The sequence below is a fragment of the Lacrimispora indolis DSM 755 genome (assembly GCF_000526995.1).
GTDB classification, from domain to species: domain Bacteria; phylum Bacillota; class Clostridia; order Lachnospirales; family Lachnospiraceae; genus Lacrimispora; species Lacrimispora indolis.
The window spans coordinates 1,648,705-1,665,238 of sequence record NZ_AZUI01000001.1 but is presented as its reverse complement, the minus strand read 5'-3'; the positions used below and the strand labels follow the sequence as shown (position 1 = coordinate 1,665,238).

At 45.9% G+C, this 16,534-nt stretch carries 22 protein-coding genes; 14 read left to right on the top strand and 8 right to left on the bottom strand.

The features are described 5' to 3' along the window. Window positions 1–8: 8 nt before the first annotated feature. The 7 genes from K401_RS0107940 (at window position 9) to K401_RS0107910 (ending at window position 6,516) form a co-directional block, all read left to right on the top strand. Complete coding sequence (locus K401_RS0107940; RefSeq protein WP_024292453.1) at window positions 9–1,271, top strand: immunoglobulin-like domain-containing protein; 1,263 nt, start codon at window positions 9–11, stop codon at window positions 1,269–1,271. 21 nt (window positions 1,272–1,292) lie between these two features. Then, window positions 1,293–1,472: a Flp1 family type IVb pilin gene (locus K401_RS0107935; RefSeq protein WP_024292452.1), complete on the top strand. Its 180-nt coding sequence runs from the start codon at window positions 1,293–1,295 to the stop codon at window positions 1,470–1,472. Then, window positions 1,472–3,367: a DUF5702 domain-containing protein gene (locus tag K401_RS0107930; protein WP_024292451.1), complete on the top strand. Its 1,896-nt coding sequence runs from the start codon at window positions 1,472–1,474 to the stop codon at window positions 3,365–3,367. Before K401_RS0107935 ends, K401_RS0107930 begins: the two co-directional genes overlap by 1 nt. A 69-nt stretch (window positions 3,368–3,436) precedes the next feature. Next, window positions 3,437–4,360, top strand: a complete 924-nt coding sequence (locus tag K401_RS0107925; RefSeq protein WP_024292450.1) for a hypothetical protein — start codon at window positions 3,437–3,439, stop codon at window positions 4,358–4,360. A gap of 11 nt (window positions 4,361–4,371) precedes the next feature. After that, a complete protein-coding gene (locus tag K401_RS0107920; protein WP_024292449.1) occupies window positions 4,372–4,806 on the top strand; it encodes a prepilin peptidase in 435 nt (144 codons plus the stop codon). Then, on the top strand, window positions 4,803–5,192 hold the full coding sequence (locus K401_RS0107915) for a hypothetical protein (protein ID WP_024292448.1): 390 nt from the start codon (window positions 4,803–4,805) through the stop codon (window positions 5,190–5,192). Before K401_RS0107920 ends, K401_RS0107915 begins: the two co-directional genes overlap by 4 nt. A 1-nt stretch (window position 5,193) precedes the next feature. Continuing rightward, window positions 5,194–6,516, top strand: coding sequence for a DUF6382 domain-containing protein (locus K401_RS0107910; RefSeq protein ID WP_024292447.1), 1,323 nt, complete (start codon window positions 5,194–5,196; stop codon window positions 6,514–6,516). A 264-nt stretch (window positions 6,517–6,780) separates the two neighbouring features. On the opposite strand, the gene K401_RS31780 is transcribed toward K401_RS0107910, so the two are convergent. From K401_RS31780 to K401_RS31775, 6 genes are all read right to left on the bottom strand, one after another. Continuing rightward, the gene (locus K401_RS31780; protein ID WP_024292446.1) at window positions 6,781–7,344 is read right to left on the bottom strand and encodes a hypothetical protein; all 564 of its coding nucleotides are present in this window, start codon (window positions 7,342–7,344) and stop codon (window positions 6,781–6,783) included. Continuing rightward, complete coding sequence (locus K401_RS0107900; protein WP_024292445.1) at window positions 7,341–8,195, bottom strand: metal ABC transporter permease; 855 nt, start codon at window positions 8,193–8,195, stop codon at window positions 7,341–7,343. Before K401_RS0107900 ends, K401_RS31780 begins: the two co-directional genes overlap by 4 nt. Next, window positions 8,192–8,902 (bottom strand): metal ABC transporter ATP-binding protein, encoded by a 711-nt coding sequence (locus K401_RS0107895; RefSeq protein WP_024292444.1) that lies wholly within the window; start codon window positions 8,900–8,902, stop codon window positions 8,192–8,194. The genes K401_RS0107900 and K401_RS0107895 overlap by 4 nt, the downstream gene beginning before the upstream one ends. Before the next feature lie 14 nt (window positions 8,903–8,916). After that, window positions 8,917–9,903, bottom strand: a complete 987-nt coding sequence (locus tag K401_RS0107890; protein WP_024292443.1) for a metal ABC transporter substrate-binding protein — start codon at window positions 9,901–9,903, stop codon at window positions 8,917–8,919. Window positions 9,904–10,021: 118 nt separating this feature from the next. Next, window positions 10,022–10,318 (bottom strand): hypothetical protein, encoded by a 297-nt coding sequence (locus tag K401_RS31100; RefSeq protein WP_024292442.1) that lies wholly within the window; start codon window positions 10,316–10,318, stop codon window positions 10,022–10,024. Between the two features lie 32 nt (window positions 10,319–10,350). Beyond that, complete coding sequence (locus K401_RS31775) at window positions 10,351–10,740, bottom strand: Fur family transcriptional regulator (RefSeq protein WP_024292441.1); 390 nt, start codon at window positions 10,738–10,740, stop codon at window positions 10,351–10,353. A 212-nt stretch (window positions 10,741–10,952) separates the two neighbouring features. Here K401_RS31775 and K401_RS0107875 point away from each other — a divergent pair, with 212 nt between their 5' ends. The 3 genes from K401_RS0107875 to K401_RS0107865 are packed head-to-tail and all read left to right on the top strand — an operon-like array spanning window position 10,953 to window position 12,573. Next, window positions 10,953–11,573 (top strand): rhomboid family intramembrane serine protease, encoded by a 621-nt coding sequence (locus K401_RS0107875; RefSeq protein ID WP_024292440.1) that lies wholly within the window; start codon window positions 10,953–10,955, stop codon window positions 11,571–11,573. A gap of 23 nt (window positions 11,574–11,596) precedes the next feature. Continuing rightward, window positions 11,597–12,034 carry an HIT family protein gene (locus tag K401_RS0107870; protein ID WP_024292439.1) on the top strand — a complete coding sequence of 146 codons (438 nt, stop codon included), beginning with the start codon at window positions 11,597–11,599 and terminating at the stop codon, window positions 12,032–12,034. Continuing rightward, window positions 12,031–12,573: an RNA polymerase sigma factor gene (locus tag K401_RS0107865; protein WP_024292438.1), complete on the top strand. Its 543-nt coding sequence runs from the start codon at window positions 12,031–12,033 to the stop codon at window positions 12,571–12,573. Before K401_RS0107870 ends, K401_RS0107865 begins: the two co-directional genes overlap by 4 nt. 3 nt (window positions 12,574–12,576) lie before the next feature. On the opposite strand, the gene murG is transcribed toward K401_RS0107865, so the two are convergent. Beyond that, window positions 12,577–13,644 carry an undecaprenyldiphospho-muramoylpentapeptide beta-N-acetylglucosaminyltransferase gene (murG, locus tag K401_RS0107860; RefSeq protein WP_024292437.1) on the bottom strand — a complete coding sequence of 356 codons (1,068 nt, stop codon included), beginning with the start codon at window positions 13,642–13,644 and terminating at the stop codon, window positions 12,577–12,579. A 111-nt stretch (window positions 13,645–13,755) separates the two neighbouring features. On the opposite strand from murG, the gene K401_RS33385 reads away from it, so the two are divergent. Next, entirely contained in the window at window positions 13,756–14,244 is a 489-nt protein-coding gene (locus K401_RS33385) for a hypothetical protein (protein WP_024292436.1), read from the top strand. Window positions 14,245–14,352: 108 nt separating this feature from the next. Here K401_RS33385 and K401_RS0107850 read toward each other — a convergent pair whose 3' ends face one another. After that, a complete protein-coding gene (locus tag K401_RS0107850; protein WP_024292435.1) occupies window positions 14,353–14,712 on the bottom strand; it encodes an arsenate reductase family protein in 360 nt (119 codons plus the stop codon). Window positions 14,713–14,850: 138 nt separating this feature from the next. Between K401_RS0107850 and K401_RS0107845 the strand changes: the two genes are divergently transcribed. From K401_RS0107845 to K401_RS0107835, 3 genes are all read left to right on the top strand, one after another. After that, window positions 14,851–15,378, top strand: coding sequence for a spore maturation protein (locus tag K401_RS0107845; protein ID WP_024292434.1), 528 nt, complete (start codon window positions 14,851–14,853; stop codon window positions 15,376–15,378). A gap of 103 nt (window positions 15,379–15,481) precedes the next feature. Beyond that, complete coding sequence (locus tag K401_RS0107840) at window positions 15,482–15,931, top strand: MarR family winged helix-turn-helix transcriptional regulator (protein ID WP_024292433.1); 450 nt, start codon at window positions 15,482–15,484, stop codon at window positions 15,929–15,931. A gap of 27 nt (window positions 15,932–15,958) precedes the next feature. After that, window positions 15,959–16,495 carry a GerMN domain-containing protein gene (locus K401_RS0107835; RefSeq protein ID WP_024292432.1) on the top strand — a complete coding sequence of 179 codons (537 nt, stop codon included), beginning with the start codon at window positions 15,959–15,961 and terminating at the stop codon, window positions 16,493–16,495. Window positions 16,496–16,534: the final 39 nt, after the last annotated feature.

The window sequence follows — 16,534 nt, the reverse complement described above, 5'->3', positions numbered from 1 at the left end:
AGGGACAAATGTCAAGGAAAAGTGAAAAAAAATGGAGGTTCCCCTTTACAAAGGCGCAGACGGCCTGTGCAGTTTCAGGGATTATCTTATATGCTGTCCTGGAGCTGGTCTTTGCAGCAGGCGGCCAGACTGTTTCGGAAGGAGGCGGACTTAAACGGGCCGGGCCGGGGAAGGGCGAGACTACATACCATGTTCTGGTATCCGGACTTGACCGGGACAACGGAAATAAAAAGGTACCGGTGAAAATACCGGTCAGGGAACGAAAATATGGGGAGGAAGAGGCAAGGGAGCTGTTTCAAAGGATCCAGCCCGAGCTGATAGAGCAGATGCTGGGGGAAAATGAATCTCTTGAAGAGGTAAGAAGGGACTTAAACTTAAAGAACAGCCTTGGAGATTATGGGCTTAGAATTATCTGGGAATCTGATAATCCTCAGGTCATTGATTCTTTCGGGATCCTTCATAATGAGGATATACCGGAAGAGGGAAATCCGGTCTGGTTAAAGGCCAGAGTCACAGATGGAAGCAATGAGAGGAGATATGAGTTTTTGGTGATGGTTTATCCACCTGCTCTTACTCAGGAGGAAAGAGCTGCAGCTGACTTTATCCAGTGGATAAGCGGGCTGGATCTTAAACAGCAAACAGAGGACCGCTTATCCCTGCCTTCGGTATATGAGGGGAAACGGCTGACCTATTTCCTTCCCGGGGAGACCGATTACCGGATGCTGCCTGTGCTGGGTTTTTTGCTTGCTGCACTGCTGCATGTAAAGGAGGAGTTTGACAGGAAAAGTCAGGCAAAGCTGCGGGAACAGAAACTGCTTTTTGACTATTCTGAGGTGGTTTCCAAGCTGGTAGTCTATATAGGGGCAGGGCTTACGGTCAGGGCATCATGGGAGAGGATTGTGGCCGGCTATAAGGAGGCAGCAAAACAGGGGAAAAGGAGTGCGCGCCCGGCATATGAGGAGATGATGAAAACAGCGGTGCAGCTTGGCAGCGGGCTGTCAGAAGGACGGGCCTACGGCGAATTTGGAAGGCGCTGCGGCTTACAAGCTTACATAAAGCTTTCTGCTCTTTTGGAACAGAGCCAGAAAAACGGGAGCCGTCAGCTCCGCCCGGCTCTGGAGCTTGAGATGGCATCTGCCTTTGAACAGAGGAAGAACCTGGCAAAAAAGCTGGGAGAAGAAGCCGGAACCAAGCTTTTGCTGCCCCTGTTTATGATGCTGGGAGTGGTCATGGTCATGATCGTGGTTCCTGCGTTCCTGGCATTTTATTAGAAGGGAGGTGAGAGGATGTCGATGTGGATAAAAGGGCAGGTCATGGATTTTTTAAGGGAAGAAGATGGAATCGGTGTCATTGAAGTTGTGTTGATCCTGGTAGTTTTAATCGGGCTGGTTATTATTTTTAAAAAGCAGATAACAACACTTCTTGAGAACATATTCAAAGAAATCAACAGCCAGTCTAAAGAGGTGTATTAATGCAAAAAAGCGGACAGATCACGGTGTTTTTCAGTTTGGCTCTTTTGTGCATATTCAGCCTGATGTGCGGACTTTTAGAGTCCGCACGGACTGCTGGAGCCAGGTGTTATTTAAAGCTGGCGGCCGATTCTTCCATGGATTCTGTATTCAGCAGGTATCATAAGGAAGCCTGGGAAAAATATCGTCTCTTCCTTCTGGAATGCGGGAATGATGAGGAACTGGAAAAAGCATGGAAAGGATTCATGGAGCCTTACATGGACAGTTCCGGCTGGTATTCCATGGATATGGACCAGGCGGATTTGATGCAGCTTTTCCATATCACCGATGGGGGAGGCCGGTATTTGAAACAGGAAATTCTGGATTATATGAAATACGGAATCTTTGAAAATATTACTGATGAAGAGGGCGGGGAAGCTCTGCTTAAGAATTTAAAAGAAGCAGGGGCCGTGAAGCAGCTGGCCGGGTCCTTCCGCAATCATGAGCGGGAAGCCGTACGCCTGGAACGGGCATTAGAGGATATCAATGACTCTTTAAAGCAGCAGAAGGCATTCTGGCGGGCTGCTGATGAAGGAATCGGGAATTATGACGGTGCGGAGTTTCGAAGGGGGGCTGACCGTCTGGAACAGGAGATGAACCGGCTCCCTTCCCTTGTAAAGGCCTATGGGAAAAGAGCAGATGATTTAAGAAAGAGTATAAATGAAACAAACAATAGCCTTTCTAAGGTTCAGGAAGAATTAAGCCCGGAAGTCCGTGAGGCTTTAAAAGGAGATACCTCCTGTTATGAATCCTATGTAAATCAGGATGGAGAACGGAGAAGGGAGATTGAGTCCCTTCCAGGGAAGATGGAACAGATGAAATTGGTTATAGAACAGGCAAAGGGGCGTTCTTATGAGGTGGAGAGCATCATCGATAACTGGGACAGCGATGAGGAAGACGAGGATGAAGGTCCGGACTTATCTGCCTTGTGGGGATCTGTAGGAGAAATATGGCATAAGGTGGACATTCCATCCCTTTCCTATTCCAGCGGTGTGAAGGATACGGAAAAACAGAAGCTTCTGGAACAGGTGGAAGGATTCCTGCAGACAGGACTTTTCTCCCTGGTTCTGCCTGAAGGAAGTGAAGTATCCAAAGGTATTTTGGCTGATGATTTTTTTCCTTCCGTCACTTGTATGGAGGAACAGGAACCTGGAGTGGAGGCGGGAATTATGGACCGGATTCTGTTTGGGGAGTACTGCGGCGGTTTCCTCACAAGCTTTCTTTCAGAGGATGATAAAGAGATAAAATACGAATTGGAGTATCTGGTTTCAGGAAAGATAACAGATGAGGAAAACTTAAAGCAGACAGTTACTGATATTCTCATGATAAGAGAAGGAATGAACTTGATCCATATCCTGTCCGACAGCCAGAAGAGAGAGGAGGCAAGGGTTGTTGCGGGGCTTATTACCGGAGCTGTGGGTCTGGCCCCTCTTACGGGTATCGTCGCATTCTTTGTGATGAGTATTTGGGCTTTGGGAGAGGCGATTGCTGATGTAAAGATGCTCTTAGAGGGGAAAAGGGCGGCCTTTCTCAAATCAAGGGATACCTGGAAGCTGTCCCTTGATGGCCTTTTGGAATTGGGAAGGAGTGGAACCTGTACGGGAGGAAAGGGGGATGAAAATGGGATGGATTATACTGCCTATTTAAAGCTTCTTCTTTTCATAGGAGAGACCGGGCGGCAGTACTACCGCCTTATGGATGTGATCCAGATGAACCTATCCGGAAAACAGCCGGATTTCCGCATGGTGCACTGTGTTTATCAGGCCCAGATCCGGGGAACCGTGAAATCAAGGCATATGTTTTTTGGGGGAAATGATCCCTTTTATCCGGTGGAAGTCCGGACAGAAAAAGCATATTAAGGGACGTTTTGCGGGCATACCTTTATGTCCGGTCAATTAGGCATGAAAGAGGAAAGGAGGCGGATGATCATGCCCTTTTTCAAGGAGTTCCAAGGAAAAAATAATAAAAATAACGTTACTCTCCAGGTACGAATCCCCTTCATGAAACAGGGATTCCTTGCAAAAAGGGTATTATCATCTGCCCCCTTTTCCCGAAAAAACGGGAGCCTGACCGTGGAGGCGTCCATGGTCCTGCCCTTCTTTTTATTCCTCATGGTGGTCCTCATGGTTCCTATGAAGGTCATGCAGGAGGGAAGGCGCATTCAGACCGCTTTGGAAGCAGCAGGGGAAGAAGTAAGCCAGTATGCCTATGTATTACAGCAGCTCAAACTGGGAGAACGGCTGGAAACCTCAGGAATTGAAGACTTTTCAGAGGAATTCATGGAAGGGCTGACAGAGGAGGGGATCCTTCTTTACGTCACACGTCGGATGGAAGGGCGGGCTGTGGTTGAGCGGCTTGAATCGGTTTCCTTTGCGCGTTCTTCTGTTTTAAGAGACAATGAGACCATTGATCTGGTTATGGATTACCGGATAAAAATCCCCTTTTCTGTTTTTGGACTGAACAGCGTACCAATGACAGCAAGAAGCTGCCGGAGGGCCTGGATCGGCCGGAAAGGAGGAAGCAGCGGAAGGGATGGACAGGAGGATGAGCTTGTATACATTGGCAAAGCAAGCACAAGATATCACCGGCAGCGAACCTGCCATTATTTATATAATGATATAATGGAGATTCCTTTTAAAGAGGTGGAAAATGCCCGTAATTCATCCGGCGGAAAATATAAGCCCTGCAGCAGATGCGGAAGGTTTGCAGAGGAAAACGGCAGCGTTTTCATCATGCCGTCAGGAGAGAGATATCACAGTGACAGGAATTGCTCTTCCATTATGTCATATGCGGAGGCTGTCCCCTTATCTCAAGTCAGCCATTTGGGAGCATGTTCTTACTGTTCACAATAGGAGGTGTTTTAATGCTGGAAAGCATAAGCAAAATTTTATTCGGCATATTTCTGCTGGCGGCCGCCTGGGAGGATGGGAGAGAAAAGGCCGTCAGCGTATGGCTTTTTAAATCGGCCGGTGCGGCAGGAGTGGTGCTTGCTCTTTTGCGGAAGGATATGGGAGCGGAGATGCTGTTAAGCTGCATGGTAGGAGCGGGGCTCCTGTTATTGAGCCGGTTAACAGGTGAGGCGATCGGCACGGGAGATGGGTACTTTTTTATAGTCAGCGGATTTTTTTTAAGTGCACTTTTGAACCTGAAGCTTTTGATATATGGAACCTTTTTAAACGGCATCGTCTGCGGCGGTATGTATATCTGGGGCTTGTTGAAGGGGAGGGATGTGAAGAAGAAATCAGTGCCCTTCCTGCCCTTTCTGGTCCCTGTCTGGATTGGACTGGTGATGCTATGAAGGGAAAGCTGAAGGGGAGCTATACGGTTGAAGCAGCGTTTGTCATGGCAATCGTCTTATGGGCACTGATCGTTTCCATTCAGACGGCTTACCGCCTGCGGGATGAAGTGGTAGGAGCAATGGCGCTGGAAGAGACTGCACAAAGGCTGCGCCATAACGAGACGGAGCCCCCAGATGAAGCGGCAATGTGGGCGGCCCGCAGGGCTGGAAATCCCTTTTCCTGGAAAAAGTATGATTTTCAGATCAAGGTCACGGGAAATCCTGTAACAGGCAGGAAGGTGAAGGCATGGGGGACGGCAGGGACCTGGAAGCTGGAGCTGGAACAGGGCGTGTTTGATCCGGAGAATTTTTTAAGGATGTTGACTCTCGTCAATCAGGAGGAATGAAATGAAGGTTGCATACAGGCGGGAAATGAAGCACAATTATTTGATAATAGAGCCGGAAGAGTCTGGATATGACAGCTATGAAATACATATGCTGGCGGCAAACGGGATAGATGGACTGTTAAAATTCCAGGCAAAGCAGGTGGATGACCGGAAGCTTTATTATTATGAAATCACTTCAAAGCAGCCTTTAAACAGGGTCCTTGAATATCATAGCCTGGGCGGGGAAGAGCTTAAAAAATTGATAGGAGATATTGGACACACGCTGGAAAGGCTGGAGCGTTATCTTCTTAAGGAAAAGCAGATTCTTCTGGAACCGGAATTTATTTATGTAGAGCCGGAGCAGTTTTCGGTTTACTTATGCCTTGTTCCCGGAAGGCAGATGGGATTTCCAGGGGAGATGACCGGGTTGCTGAGATACCTTCTTGGCAAGGTCAACCATCAGGATAAGGAATGCGTGGTGATGGCCTATGGTCTGTATCAGGAAAGCCTTAAAGAAAATTACGGGATGAAGGATCTTCTTGAAATTGCGGGAAAAAATTGTTCCGGCACAAAAGACAAAGATGAAAATGTCCGGCAGCCGGAAATGGATAGTAGGACGGAAGAAAGTTCCGTCGCTCCATTTTCCTATGGTTTAGACGATTTAAGCAATATAGGTGAGGAATTGGGAGAAGGAGGTGATTTACCTGACATAAAAAAGAACGGGCCGGTCTTAATTATCCCGGTCTTAGTCATGACTGGCATTGCTGTAAGTCTATGGCTTTTTTTGGGTATGGAAGGGATCCGGAAATTCTGGTATACAGTGCCGTTTGCAGGAGTTATCTCTGTCTTTGCAGCTTTGAACTTATGGGAGAAAAGGCTCTGGAAGCAAAAGGATACGGTGGTAAAGCAAGAAGAGGATAGCCGTCAGCCCGGGGAAAGCTATGACTGGCATATAACATTTGAAGACGAAATAAAGGATAAGGCTCCAAAATATGAAGCGGCAGATGAGGAGATGTTTCAGACCGCCCTGCTGACGGATACAGATGGGGATAAGAGTATCCGGTATTTACGGGCGGTTGGGTCTGATGCAGAAGATATTGCAATTACTTATGTTCCCTATTTAATCGGAAAGCAGGAAGGCATGGTTGACTGCATCCTTGCCGGAGAGGCCGTCAGCAGAATTCATGCCAGGATAGACCGGGAAGGGGAGGAATACCGGATCAGCGATTTAAATTCCACCAATGGAACGTCAGTGAACGGGCGGATATTAGAAACAAATGAGACGGTGGCCTTAAATAAGGGGGATGAAGTATTTATTGCAAACTTTGCTTTTATATTTACATAATATAAAAGCAGGCCTTAATTTTAAGAATATCAGCCATTTTTCAGACCAATGTGCATATTATAAACAGTTCGGTCAGATTAAAAGGTCCTGTTCAATTTGACACATGTTTTGGTATTCCTTTGGCGTAACCCCTGTTTTTTTAAACGGATGGATAAAGTAACAGATATCTCCATAGTCCGCTGCATTGGCAATCTTTAGGAGGCTGGAAATGTGATTTCACATTTCCAGCCTCCCTCGTTTCATAAAAATCATATATGGTATACTCTATACCGGCTTTACGTCATCCACCAGCAAATAATAATATGTGCTGCTGCCCTCCTGGTAGCTTTGAAATACGCCTGTTATTTCTATTTCGCTTTCCTGTTCCGGATAGTCATCCGGATAAGCGTGGGCTCCGTTCCAGATAAATTCCAATCCCTGCTGACAGCAGGCGGTGGCATCTGCAATCACAACGGCATAATAATTTTTCTTTGTGTCAGGGTCCTGGTAAACCTGGAATGATCCTTCGGCTTTCACCATTTTCCCCATATATTGTTCCGGAGATACCATCATGTTGTACACTTCGGAAAAGACCATGGTACTGCTTAATTTTGTCAGGTCAATATCAACGGAGGGGTCGTCAGAGGAACCGGTGTTTTCATCTTCCTGTAATTGATCTGTAGGGGGCTCCGCAAAATCCGGAGGATAGGAATTGACGTCAGTGTCTGACTCAGCCTCATTGTTTTGGGGCAACGGCAGAGGGGAACCCCCAACGGTCTCCTTTTCGCAGCCGGTCAATACCAGATTTACCATAAAAAACATTAAAACAACTCCAAAGATACGCTTCATCCTTTTACACCTCCTGAAATCCAGCCTATAAGTGAACATAAGGCAAACGCTGCGATGTCTGCGGCAACAATGGTGGAACCCACTGGCGTTCCGGCCAGAATGGATATGAGAATACCCATTACGGCGCAGAAAACGGACAGGATAGCCGAAAAGAGGATCACGGACTTAAAATTTTTAAATATACGCATCGCCGAAAGAGCCGGAAAGATGACCAGAGCTGAAATCAGCAGGGAGCCTACCAGATTCATGGCAAGCACGATGATGATGGCAACGATGACGGCGATCAGCAGGTTGTATTGATCCGCTTTAATGCCCGTGGCCTTGGCAAAATCCTCGTCAAAGGTAACTGCAAAAATCTTATGGTAAAAGAGAAGAAATATGGCGATGACCACCACGGAAAGCGCGGCGCAAAGCCATACCTCCGCCTTTGACAGCGTCAGAATGGAAGTTGACCCAAACAGCGTGCTGCATACGTCTCCTGCCAGGTTGGCAGAGGCGGAATATATATTCAACACCAGATAACCCATGGCCAGAGCGCCTACAGAGATCATTGCAACAGCCGCGTCCCCTTTGATTTTGGCATTTTGCCCGGTGCGCAGCAAGAGGATGGCACAGATAATTGTGACCGGCAAAATGAGAAGCATTTGATTGGCCAGCTTCATTATCGTGGCAATGGCCATTGCGCCGAAGGCGACATGGGAAAGGCCGTCCCCTATGAAGGAAAATCGCTTTAAAACCAGGGTAACCCCCAGGAGAGAGGAGCAAAGGGCGATCAGTATTCCTACGATCAGCGCATAGCGCACAAAGGGATATTCAAAATATAAGGTTAATTTTTCAATCAATACATTCATGCGTTTCTTCCTCCGTTCCCAGATGCGAACGCTTTGCCTATATCGCTGTCCAGGTATTCATCTCTTGTTCCGAAGAAACGGGGATTTCCGATGTGCAGGATATGGCTGGCATATTTTACGGCAGCACCGATATCATGAGAGATCATGATGATGGTGATGCCTTCTTCATTGAGCCTGCGTATCAGTTCATACATTTCCCCGGTGACCTTTGGATCAAGGCCGGAAACAGGCTCGTCAAGGAGAAGCATTTTTCCTGCGGCGCACAGCGCCCGTGCCAGCAAAACCCGCTGCTGCTGGCCTCCGGACAATTCCCTGTAACACCGCCCTGATAAATGGGAAATCCCCATTTTCTCCATATTTTCGCGGGATAGCTGCTTTTCCTTATGATTGTAATAAGGGCGCAGTCCGCAGCGGTTTAGGCAGCCGGACAAGACGATTTCCCGGACAGAAGCCGGAAAATCCTTCTGCACCACTGTCTGCTGCGGCAGATATCCGATCCCGGCAGGCTGAAGCCCGTTTTCCATAACAATGCTTCCTTCTGATGGGGAATGCAGGTGCAGAATGGCTTTCATCAGTGTGCTTTTACCGGAGCCGTTTTCTCCCACAATACAAAGATAATCACCGCTGTTTATGGAAAAATCAAGTCCTTTCAGAACCGTCTTCCCATCGTATCCAAGGGTGAGGTTGTTACATGTTAGCTGTGCCACATTGATTCCTCCTTTTAATTCAATGCATCTTTCAGTACTTCCAGATTGGTCTGCATGATGGAAAGATAGGTTGTGCCATTTTCCACATCCTTTGAAGTAGTGGATTGCATGGAATCCATGGTACGCACTGCCTGATTTTTGTCCTTTGTATTTTGAACAATGGTTTCCGCGATTTTATGTTTGGCACCTTCAATTGTCAGCACGCTGCCAAGCCCCTGTTCATCCACCTTTTTAGAAAGAAAGGCAATGGTTTCAAAGCTGGCTTCTGTTTCAGCCGAGCAGCCTACAAATGCGGCGTAATAGGTAAGACCGTAATCATCTGCCAGATAGCGGAAGGGAAACCGGTCCCCAAACAGCACGGTTTTCAGTCTGGCAGAGTCCACCGTCTGCTGATAGTTTTTATCTAATTCATCCAGCTTTTTTCCGTAGGCATCAGCATTTGCAGAATAATCCCCGGCATTTGCGCTGTCCAGTTCTCCCAGCTTTGATGCAATGTAATTACAGAAAGTTTTGGCATTTTTCAGTGACAGCCAGACGTGCTCGTCATATTCCGGGCCTTCTTCGCCTTCCTCCTGGGCCTCTTCTTCCTCTGCTTCCATTCCTTCAATCACTTCTTCCTCCTTGACCGTGTCGCCCAGGACCTCTAAAAGATTGATTACCACCATGTTTTTGTTTGTGGACTCTTTGAGAGCATCTTCCACCCACTGATCGGATTCGCCGCCTACATAGATGAACATGTCGCAGTTTGAGATTTTAATGATATCATCTGCAGTGGGCTGATAGCTGTGTAAATCCACGCCGTTATCAAGAAGCATGGTGATATCCGCATCTCCGGCATGGCTGCCCAGGATTTCCCTGACCCAGTCGTATTCCGGGAAAATGGTGCAAACCACACTCAGCTTGTCGGTTTGACCGGTTTTTGCAGTTGTGCTGCCGGAACAGGCGGTAAGAGCTCCCGCCATCATAAGTCCTGCCAGGAGGCAGGCAATTAATTTTTTCATTATCAGAACCTCCAAATAAATATTAATTTAAAAAAATGGGCATAAAAATACAAGGAAGGCGGTTGAAAATCAGTTTCTGCCTGAAAAATGGGCAGAATCCTCCCCTGGAAAATTATATTCAATTTGTCAGCTTTACCTTAAGAGAAACCAGAGTGTGTGAAGGATTGCGGCGGAATACCGGAGTTATGCAGATTAAGATAAAGTGAGCTGCCGCGACTGCGGCAACAACCACAAAGAGACCTGTCCCAAGGGTATTAAGAGCCTGGACGCAAGCCTGAACTTCAAGACAAATGGGACAGTTTTCCCCTATACAGTTATGGTGGGTTTCGGCAGTAATATAAAATACGGAAAAGAGCAGCATAATAAGAACCGACAGGGTCATAAGCCCGGCAAGCAGTTTTTTGTTTTTTGCCATGTCTCTTCCTCCTTTTTTAATCGCGGATCGTATCAGATACAGTCTTTGCAGATACCGTAAAGCACGGATTTCTCTTTTCTGATCTGGAATCCATCCGTTTTTAAAATGTCTTCCAGCATCCTGTCGGCAATACCGGCATTCATATGAAATGTCTTTCCGCATTTTATGCAGCTTAAATGAATACGATTACGGCAATCTTCCGAATGAATATACTGGTAATAGATTCCCCTGTTTCCATCTTTGGTGAAGCGGTTGATCAGCCCCTGTTCCTGAAGGAAAGTGAGGTTACGGTACACCGCACTTAAACTGACTGGAGAACCGGAAAGGCTGTTTGTGATCTGTTTTGCAGAAAACTGCTTATCAGGATTTTCCTGTAAAAAAGCAAAGAGCTGTTTTCTTTGTTCTGTCATATAATTAGCCAAAGGGATTCACTTCCTGAATTTACGATTTGTGTGCAAATAAGTGTACTGCTGAAAATAAAAATTGTCAATATAATTTGCGAATGCTTCGCAAATTGCCCCAAGGTGACCATAAAGTAAAAAGGTGAAGTTTTTACCGCAAATTTCCTGTTTATATTTACATAATATGGCAGCCTGTGTTAAAATAAGCGTAATATTTATCAAGGAGAGCGGCAATGAAGGACTTGTACAGGCGAAAGAAGGCATTTGTAAATATTGGTTTAATTGCTATAAATGTCATCTATTTCCTATATCTGGAGATGACAGGCTCCACGGAGAATACCCGGTTTATGGTGGCACATGGAGCGATGTATGCTCCGCTTGTATTGGAGGGAGGAGAGTATTACCGGCTGCTCACTTCTGTTTTTATGCATTTTGGAATTAACCACATTATGAATAACATGCTCATTTTGTTCATTCTGGGTGATAACCTGGAAAGGGCACTTGGCCATTTCAAATACCTGCTTTTCTATCTGCTTTGCGGGGTGGGCGCTAATGTGCTGTCCATGATCGTGAATATGGGAGAATACCGGAGTGTAGTCTCGGCAGGGGCTTCAGGCGCTATTTTTGGCGTGATCGGAGGCCTTTTATATGCGGTACTCGTCAATCGCGGCCGGCTGGAGGACTTAAGTGCCCGACAGCTGGTTATTATGATTGTTTGTTCCCTGTATTTTGGTTTTACCAGCACAGGTGTAGATAATGCTGCCCATATTGGGGGGCTGCTTTTTGGCATTGTTATGGGGATCCTTATGTACCGTAAGCCGAGAAAGTGCCGCGATATGGAAATATGGGAATAATCCATTTGGAAGGAGGTGAGAAAGTGAGGGAAGATAATTGCATTTTCTGCAAAATTGCAAATGGCGACATACCTTCTGAAACCATATACGAGGATGATACCTTTCGCGCCATACTGGATTTAGGACCGGCTTCTAAGGGACATGCCCTGATTCTTCCAAAACAGCATTACAGCGATATTTGCCGGCTGGATGAGGAAACAGCAAAAAAGGTCCTTCCATTAGCTGCAAAAATAGGGAACGCCATGAAACAGTCATTAGGCTGTGCCGGATTTAATGTTGTGCAGAATAATGGGAAAGAAGCAGGCCAGACGGTTTTTCATTTTCACGTGCATTTGATTCCTCGTTATGAGGGAGGCCCTGTTATGGTTTCATGGATGCCGGGCGAGGCGAGTCCGGAGGAATTAACACAGACAGGAGCTGCTATACGGAGCGCCCTGCAATCAGAGGGACATAATAAATGAGCATACATGAAGATGAAAATTTGCTGCTGCAGTCCATATATGGAGAGTATCAGGGGCTGCTCCGCAGAATAGCCAAAACACTCAATGTACCGGATATGGAATTGGACGATGTGGTGCAGGAAACTTTTATTGCATATTTTGAGAATTATTCATTATCATGGACAGATACGCGAAAGAAAGGCATGCTGATTAAGATTTTAAAGCGTAAATCCATTGACTGCCTCCGTAAAAACGGCCATTATGAAAAGGTGAGTCTGGATGAGGAAGACGCGGTCAATGAGGTGGCGATGCTTACCAGATATGTGGTTACTGATCCCCTGGATGTAATCCTTGGAGAGGAAGCTCTTTTAAAGATAACCAGGGAGATTTCCGGTATGAGAGAAGAGTGGAAGGAAATGGCTGTTCTTTATTTTCTGGAACAACTTACCATTCCGGAAATCTGTGAAATTCTGAAAATTCCGGGAACGGTTTGCCGTTCCCGGATATATCGTACAAGGGTTTGCTTAAAAAAGATACTTGGTCCCAACTTTGATGTGTGAAGGCTATTTCTTTACAAGGGATTCGATCATATCAATGATGGTATCAACTGCATTGTATAATTCGCTTTGCTCCATTTTTGAAATAAAGGTATGCCGGTTGGAATAGGTTTCGGTGATGGCCTGTAAGAGGGAATCTCCGGTTAAGTTTTCTTCTTCCAGAAGGAAGCTGAAGCCTTGCTTTGCAAAGGATCTGGCATTTAAGATCTGATCGCCTCTGCTGGCGGCAGCGGAAAGGGGAATCAGGATATTTGGCTTTCTAAGAGCGAGAATTTCGCAGATGGAATTGGCTCCGGCTCTTGATATCATAAGGTCAGCAGCTGCAAAAAGGTGTTTTAAAGGGGCGTCTACATATTCATACTGTACATATCCTTCCGTTCCGGTCAGGCTTTCATCCAGATTGCCTTTTCCGCAGATATGTATCACCTGGTAATTTTTAAGCAGTTTCGGGAGAATGCCCCTTAGGGTGGTATTGACCGTTACAGAACCAAGACTTCCGCCGATGATCAGGATCACAGGCCGGTTTGCAGATAACCGTGCATATTTTAATCCTGTCAGCCGATCCCCTTCTAAAAGTTCTTTTCGTATGGGCGAGCCTGTGAGTATGGCCTTATCTTTTGGAAGATAAGGAAGGGTTTCCGGAAAATTGCAGCATACTTTTACTGCGGCCGGGATGCACAGCTTATTGGCAAGTCCCGGTGTCATGTCTGATTCATGTATGATCACAGGCACCTTGCAGTGCTTTGCTGCAAACACTACAGGAACGGCCACAAAGCCTCCTTTTGAGAAAACCACATCCGGCTTGTAATTTTTTATCAGCTTCAAAGCTTCCCAATATCCCTTTAATACCCGGAAGGGATCTGAGAAGTTTTTTAAATCAAAATACCGGCGGAATTTACCGGAAGAAATGCCATCATAGGGGATGCCAGCTCTCTTGATGAGCTGACCTTCGATTCCCTGGTGTGATCCTATATAGTGAATATCGTAATTTCGCTCTTTTAAAGAGGGAATCAGAGCCAGGTTCGGGGTAACATGGCCGGCTGTACCGCCGCCGGTTAAAATGATTTTTTTCATAAAGCGTTGCCTCCCAAATTCGATATACTATTATAGTAAACGTTAGCGATAAAAAGTCAACCCCAAAGCGTGTGGGAACTAAAGGATAACTTGTATTTAAGAGGTGTATACGTGGAGAAGGAGAGAAACCATGGAAAAAAATGTTCCATTTTAAAACGGATAAAATATTATGTATTATCTCAGGAAAGAATAGAAGCCCATCTCCTTGATTATATGCAGGAGCATCCGGAATTAACACCTGAGCCCCCATCCCCTCCTCCCGGTGAATTTCAGAAGATCATGGCAGAACTTAACAGGCGGGGGGCAGAGACGGTGGTAAGAAAGCAGCTAAAGGTATTGTATTACGGCCACAGATTTGTAAATTCCCTGCAAAAGCCTCTGCTTATCGTGATGGTGGTCCTGATCGTCCTGGCGGCCTCTGCAATCGGGGCTTCTGCAAAGAAGGCGAGCAATTACCGGATGAGAGAGCAAAATACCGGTGAGAGCAAAAGCGAAGTGCTTAAAGCCAATAAGATGTCAAATGCATATGAAGAAATGAAAGAACATCCAAGGATCGGACTGCTGATGATTAACGATATAGCCTATGACCAGGACCGATGAAATTTTAAGAGCAGAATGCCCGGCGGAAATGAGATGATCCAAAATCTTAAATCCTGCCGGGTATTTTCAAAGATCAATCCAGGAAAGGGCTGTCCACGAGAAAGACGTTTACCGGGGCAGTGCTGCTTCCCATTCCTTTTCCTTAAAGCCAACCAGAACAAAGTCCTCTCCAATAATTAACGGACGCTTGACCAGCATTCCATCGGTAGCCAGAAGGCCGATCTGCTCTTTTTCGCTCATGTCCGGCAAAAGGTTCTTTAAATTCTTTTCCTTGTAAATGATCCCGCTGGTATTGAAGAACCGTTTTAAAGGAAGGCCGCTTTTTTTGATCCATTCTGCAAGCTCCTCTGAGGTCGGGTTTTCTTCTTTAATATTTCTGGGCTCATATGATATTCCATGGGCATCCAACCATTTTTTTGCATTTTTGCAGGTACTGCAGGGAGGGTATTGTAAAAATAAAATGCTCATATCTTTAGATCTCCTTTCGGCTAACAGCGCAAGTCCGCACTGCTCATTGCTTTCGTGGATAGTTTACCTCAAAACGCCTTGAATGAAAAGGTAAGAATTGGAATAAACTATAACAATTATGAAATTTTAGGTGAAAAGATGAAGTTTCTATTGTTTTTGTCTGAGGCGGCGGTGCCGCTTATCATTTTTTACATGGTAGGTTTTGGGATCTTGTCCAAGCGTCCGGTCTTTGATGATTTCATAGATGGGGCAAAAGAAGGGATGAAAACGGTGGCAGGGATCATGCCCACACTGATCGGGCTTATGACTGCCGTAGGGGTGCTCCGGGCGTCGGGCTTTCTGGACTTTCTTGCTAAGTGCTTAACAAAGCCGGCTTCCTTCCTTTGTCTTCCAGCGCCTGTGGTACCGGTGATTCTGGTGCGTCTGGTGTCAAACTCAGCGGCAACAGGGCTTGTGCTGGATATCTTTAAAAGATATGGGACTGACTCCTATATCGGCATGCTGACTTCTGTGATTATGAGCTGTACGGAAACCGTGTTTTATTGCCTGAGCATCTATTTTGGAACCGTAAAGATCAAAAAAACCAGGTATACCCTGGGCGGCGCATTGGCAGCTACGGCGGCCGGAGTTGCTGCCAGCGTTATATTATCCCGTTTTCTGGTATAAAAGGTATTTTTTTGTTTCGATTTTAAGAATTTCATAAGAATTCAGGTGGTTGTCTTGGGATACATAATCATGTATAATTACGAAGAAGCTTTTATTGTCATATGTGAAGGGGATAAACGTGGATACTTACGGGACTCTTAACGAAGTTTTGGTAAGACTGTTTCGGGATATTATGGATATAGAACAACAGGCTATCATTACCCAGGAATTTAACAATATTACGAATAATGATATGCATGTGATTGAGGCCATCGGCATTGGAGCGCCTAAAAATATGTCGTCCATAGCCAGGGAACTGTCCGTTACTGTGGGAACCCTGACTATTGCCATGAACAGTCTTGTGAAAAAAGGGTATGTGACCCGTCAGAGAGGAAAAGAGGACCGGCGAGTTGTATATATCTCTCTTTCAGAAAAAGGGAAAGAAGCCTATGAGCACCATGCTGAATTTCATCAGGAGATGATCGCCAGCGTTGTTTCGGGCCTAAGTGAGAATGAGGTAGAAGTTTTGATCAAAGCTCTGACCAAGCTGAATCAGTGGTTTCGGAGTCTTTAACAGAATTTAAGGAGGCAATATGCAATTATGAAAAAATTCATCGTGTTTTTAATGAGCGCAATGATAATGATGTCCCTGGCGGCGTGTACACCAACACAGCCTAAGATGGAGACGACTGCGCCTGATCCCCAGGTGATGGCTTCAACAGGCGGTGCAAGCGATAAGGTTCCTGATCCCAACGCAGAGCCTATGGAGGTCATTTCCGTATATAGCCAGAATGATGACGGTACCGGTTTGAATCAGGCCATGGATGCAGTATCGGAGCTGACGGCAGAGGCCATGGTGGACAAACTGATCGAATACGGCGTATTAGAGGAAGGAACAACAGTTCTGAAATTTGATAAAAAGGATGGAACTGCCACCCTTGATTTATCCAAGGTGCCGGACAAGGGTTCAGACGGGGATATACTCATGTTGACAGCCATTGGCAATACTTTTATCGAGAATTTCGAGCTGGATAATTTAAAGCTGCTTGTTAATGGAAATAATTATTCCGGAGAACAGATCAAGCAGGGAGATAATGATTATCTGGAATATGTTAAGAATTATAAGAAGATGAAATAAGAGCAAAAAATAGGGCAGAAGCGGTACATCACCGCTTCT

What these genes read in the sequence shown, in the direction of transcription:
- K401_RS31780 (WP_024292446.1), bottom strand. Translation starts at nt 7,344, where the DNA reads ATGAAGCGTATCTTTGGAGTTGTTTTAATGTTTTTTATGGTAAATCTG.
- K401_RS31100 (WP_024292442.1), bottom strand. Translation starts at nt 10,318, where the DNA reads ATGGCAAAAAACAAAAAACTGCTTGCCGGGCTTATGACCCTGTCGGTT.
- K401_RS0107845 (WP_024292434.1), top strand. Translation starts at nt 14,851, where the DNA reads ATGAAGTTTCTATTGTTTTTGTCTGAGGCGGCGGTGCCGCTTATCATT.
- K401_RS0107915 (WP_024292448.1), top strand. Translation starts at nt 4,803, where the DNA reads ATGAAGGGAAAGCTGAAGGGGAGCTATACGGTTGAAGCAGCGTTTGTC.
- K401_RS0107835 (WP_024292432.1), top strand. Translation starts at nt 15,959, where the DNA reads ATGAAAAAATTCATCGTGTTTTTAATGAGCGCAATGATAATGATGTCC.
- K401_RS0107910 (WP_024292447.1), top strand. Translation starts at nt 5,194, where the DNA reads ATGAAGGTTGCATACAGGCGGGAAATGAAGCACAATTATTTGATAATA.
- K401_RS0107900 (WP_024292445.1), bottom strand. Translation starts at nt 8,195, where the DNA reads ATGAATGTATTGATTGAAAAATTAACCTTATATTTTGAATATCCCTTT.
- K401_RS0107930 (WP_024292451.1), top strand. Translation starts at nt 1,472, where the DNA reads ATGCAAAAAAGCGGACAGATCACGGTGTTTTTCAGTTTGGCTCTTTTG.
- K401_RS0107865 (WP_024292438.1), top strand. Translation starts at nt 12,031, where the DNA reads ATGAGCATACATGAAGATGAAAATTTGCTGCTGCAGTCCATATATGGA.
- K401_RS0107890 (WP_024292443.1), bottom strand. Translation starts at nt 9,903, where the DNA reads ATGAAAAAATTAATTGCCTGCCTCCTGGCAGGACTTATGATGGCGGGA.
- K401_RS0107850 (WP_024292435.1), bottom strand. Translation starts at nt 14,712, where the DNA reads ATGAGCATTTTATTTTTACAATACCCTCCCTGCAGTACCTGCAAAAAT.
- murG (WP_024292437.1), bottom strand. Translation starts at nt 13,644, where the DNA reads ATGAAAAAAATCATTTTAACCGGCGGCGGTACAGCCGGCCATGTTACC.
- K401_RS0107920 (WP_024292449.1), top strand. Translation starts at nt 4,372, where the DNA reads ATGCTGGAAAGCATAAGCAAAATTTTATTCGGCATATTTCTGCTGGCG.
- K401_RS0107875 (WP_024292440.1), top strand. Translation starts at nt 10,953, where the DNA reads ATGAAGGACTTGTACAGGCGAAAGAAGGCATTTGTAAATATTGGTTTA.
- K401_RS0107925 (WP_024292450.1), top strand. Translation starts at nt 3,437, where the DNA reads ATGCCCTTTTTCAAGGAGTTCCAAGGAAAAAATAATAAAAATAACGTT.
- K401_RS0107935 (WP_024292452.1), top strand. Translation starts at nt 1,293, where the DNA reads ATGTGGATAAAAGGGCAGGTCATGGATTTTTTAAGGGAAGAAGATGGA.
- K401_RS0107940 (WP_024292453.1), top strand. Translation starts at nt 9, where the DNA reads ATGTCAAGGAAAAGTGAAAAAAAATGGAGGTTCCCCTTTACAAAGGCG.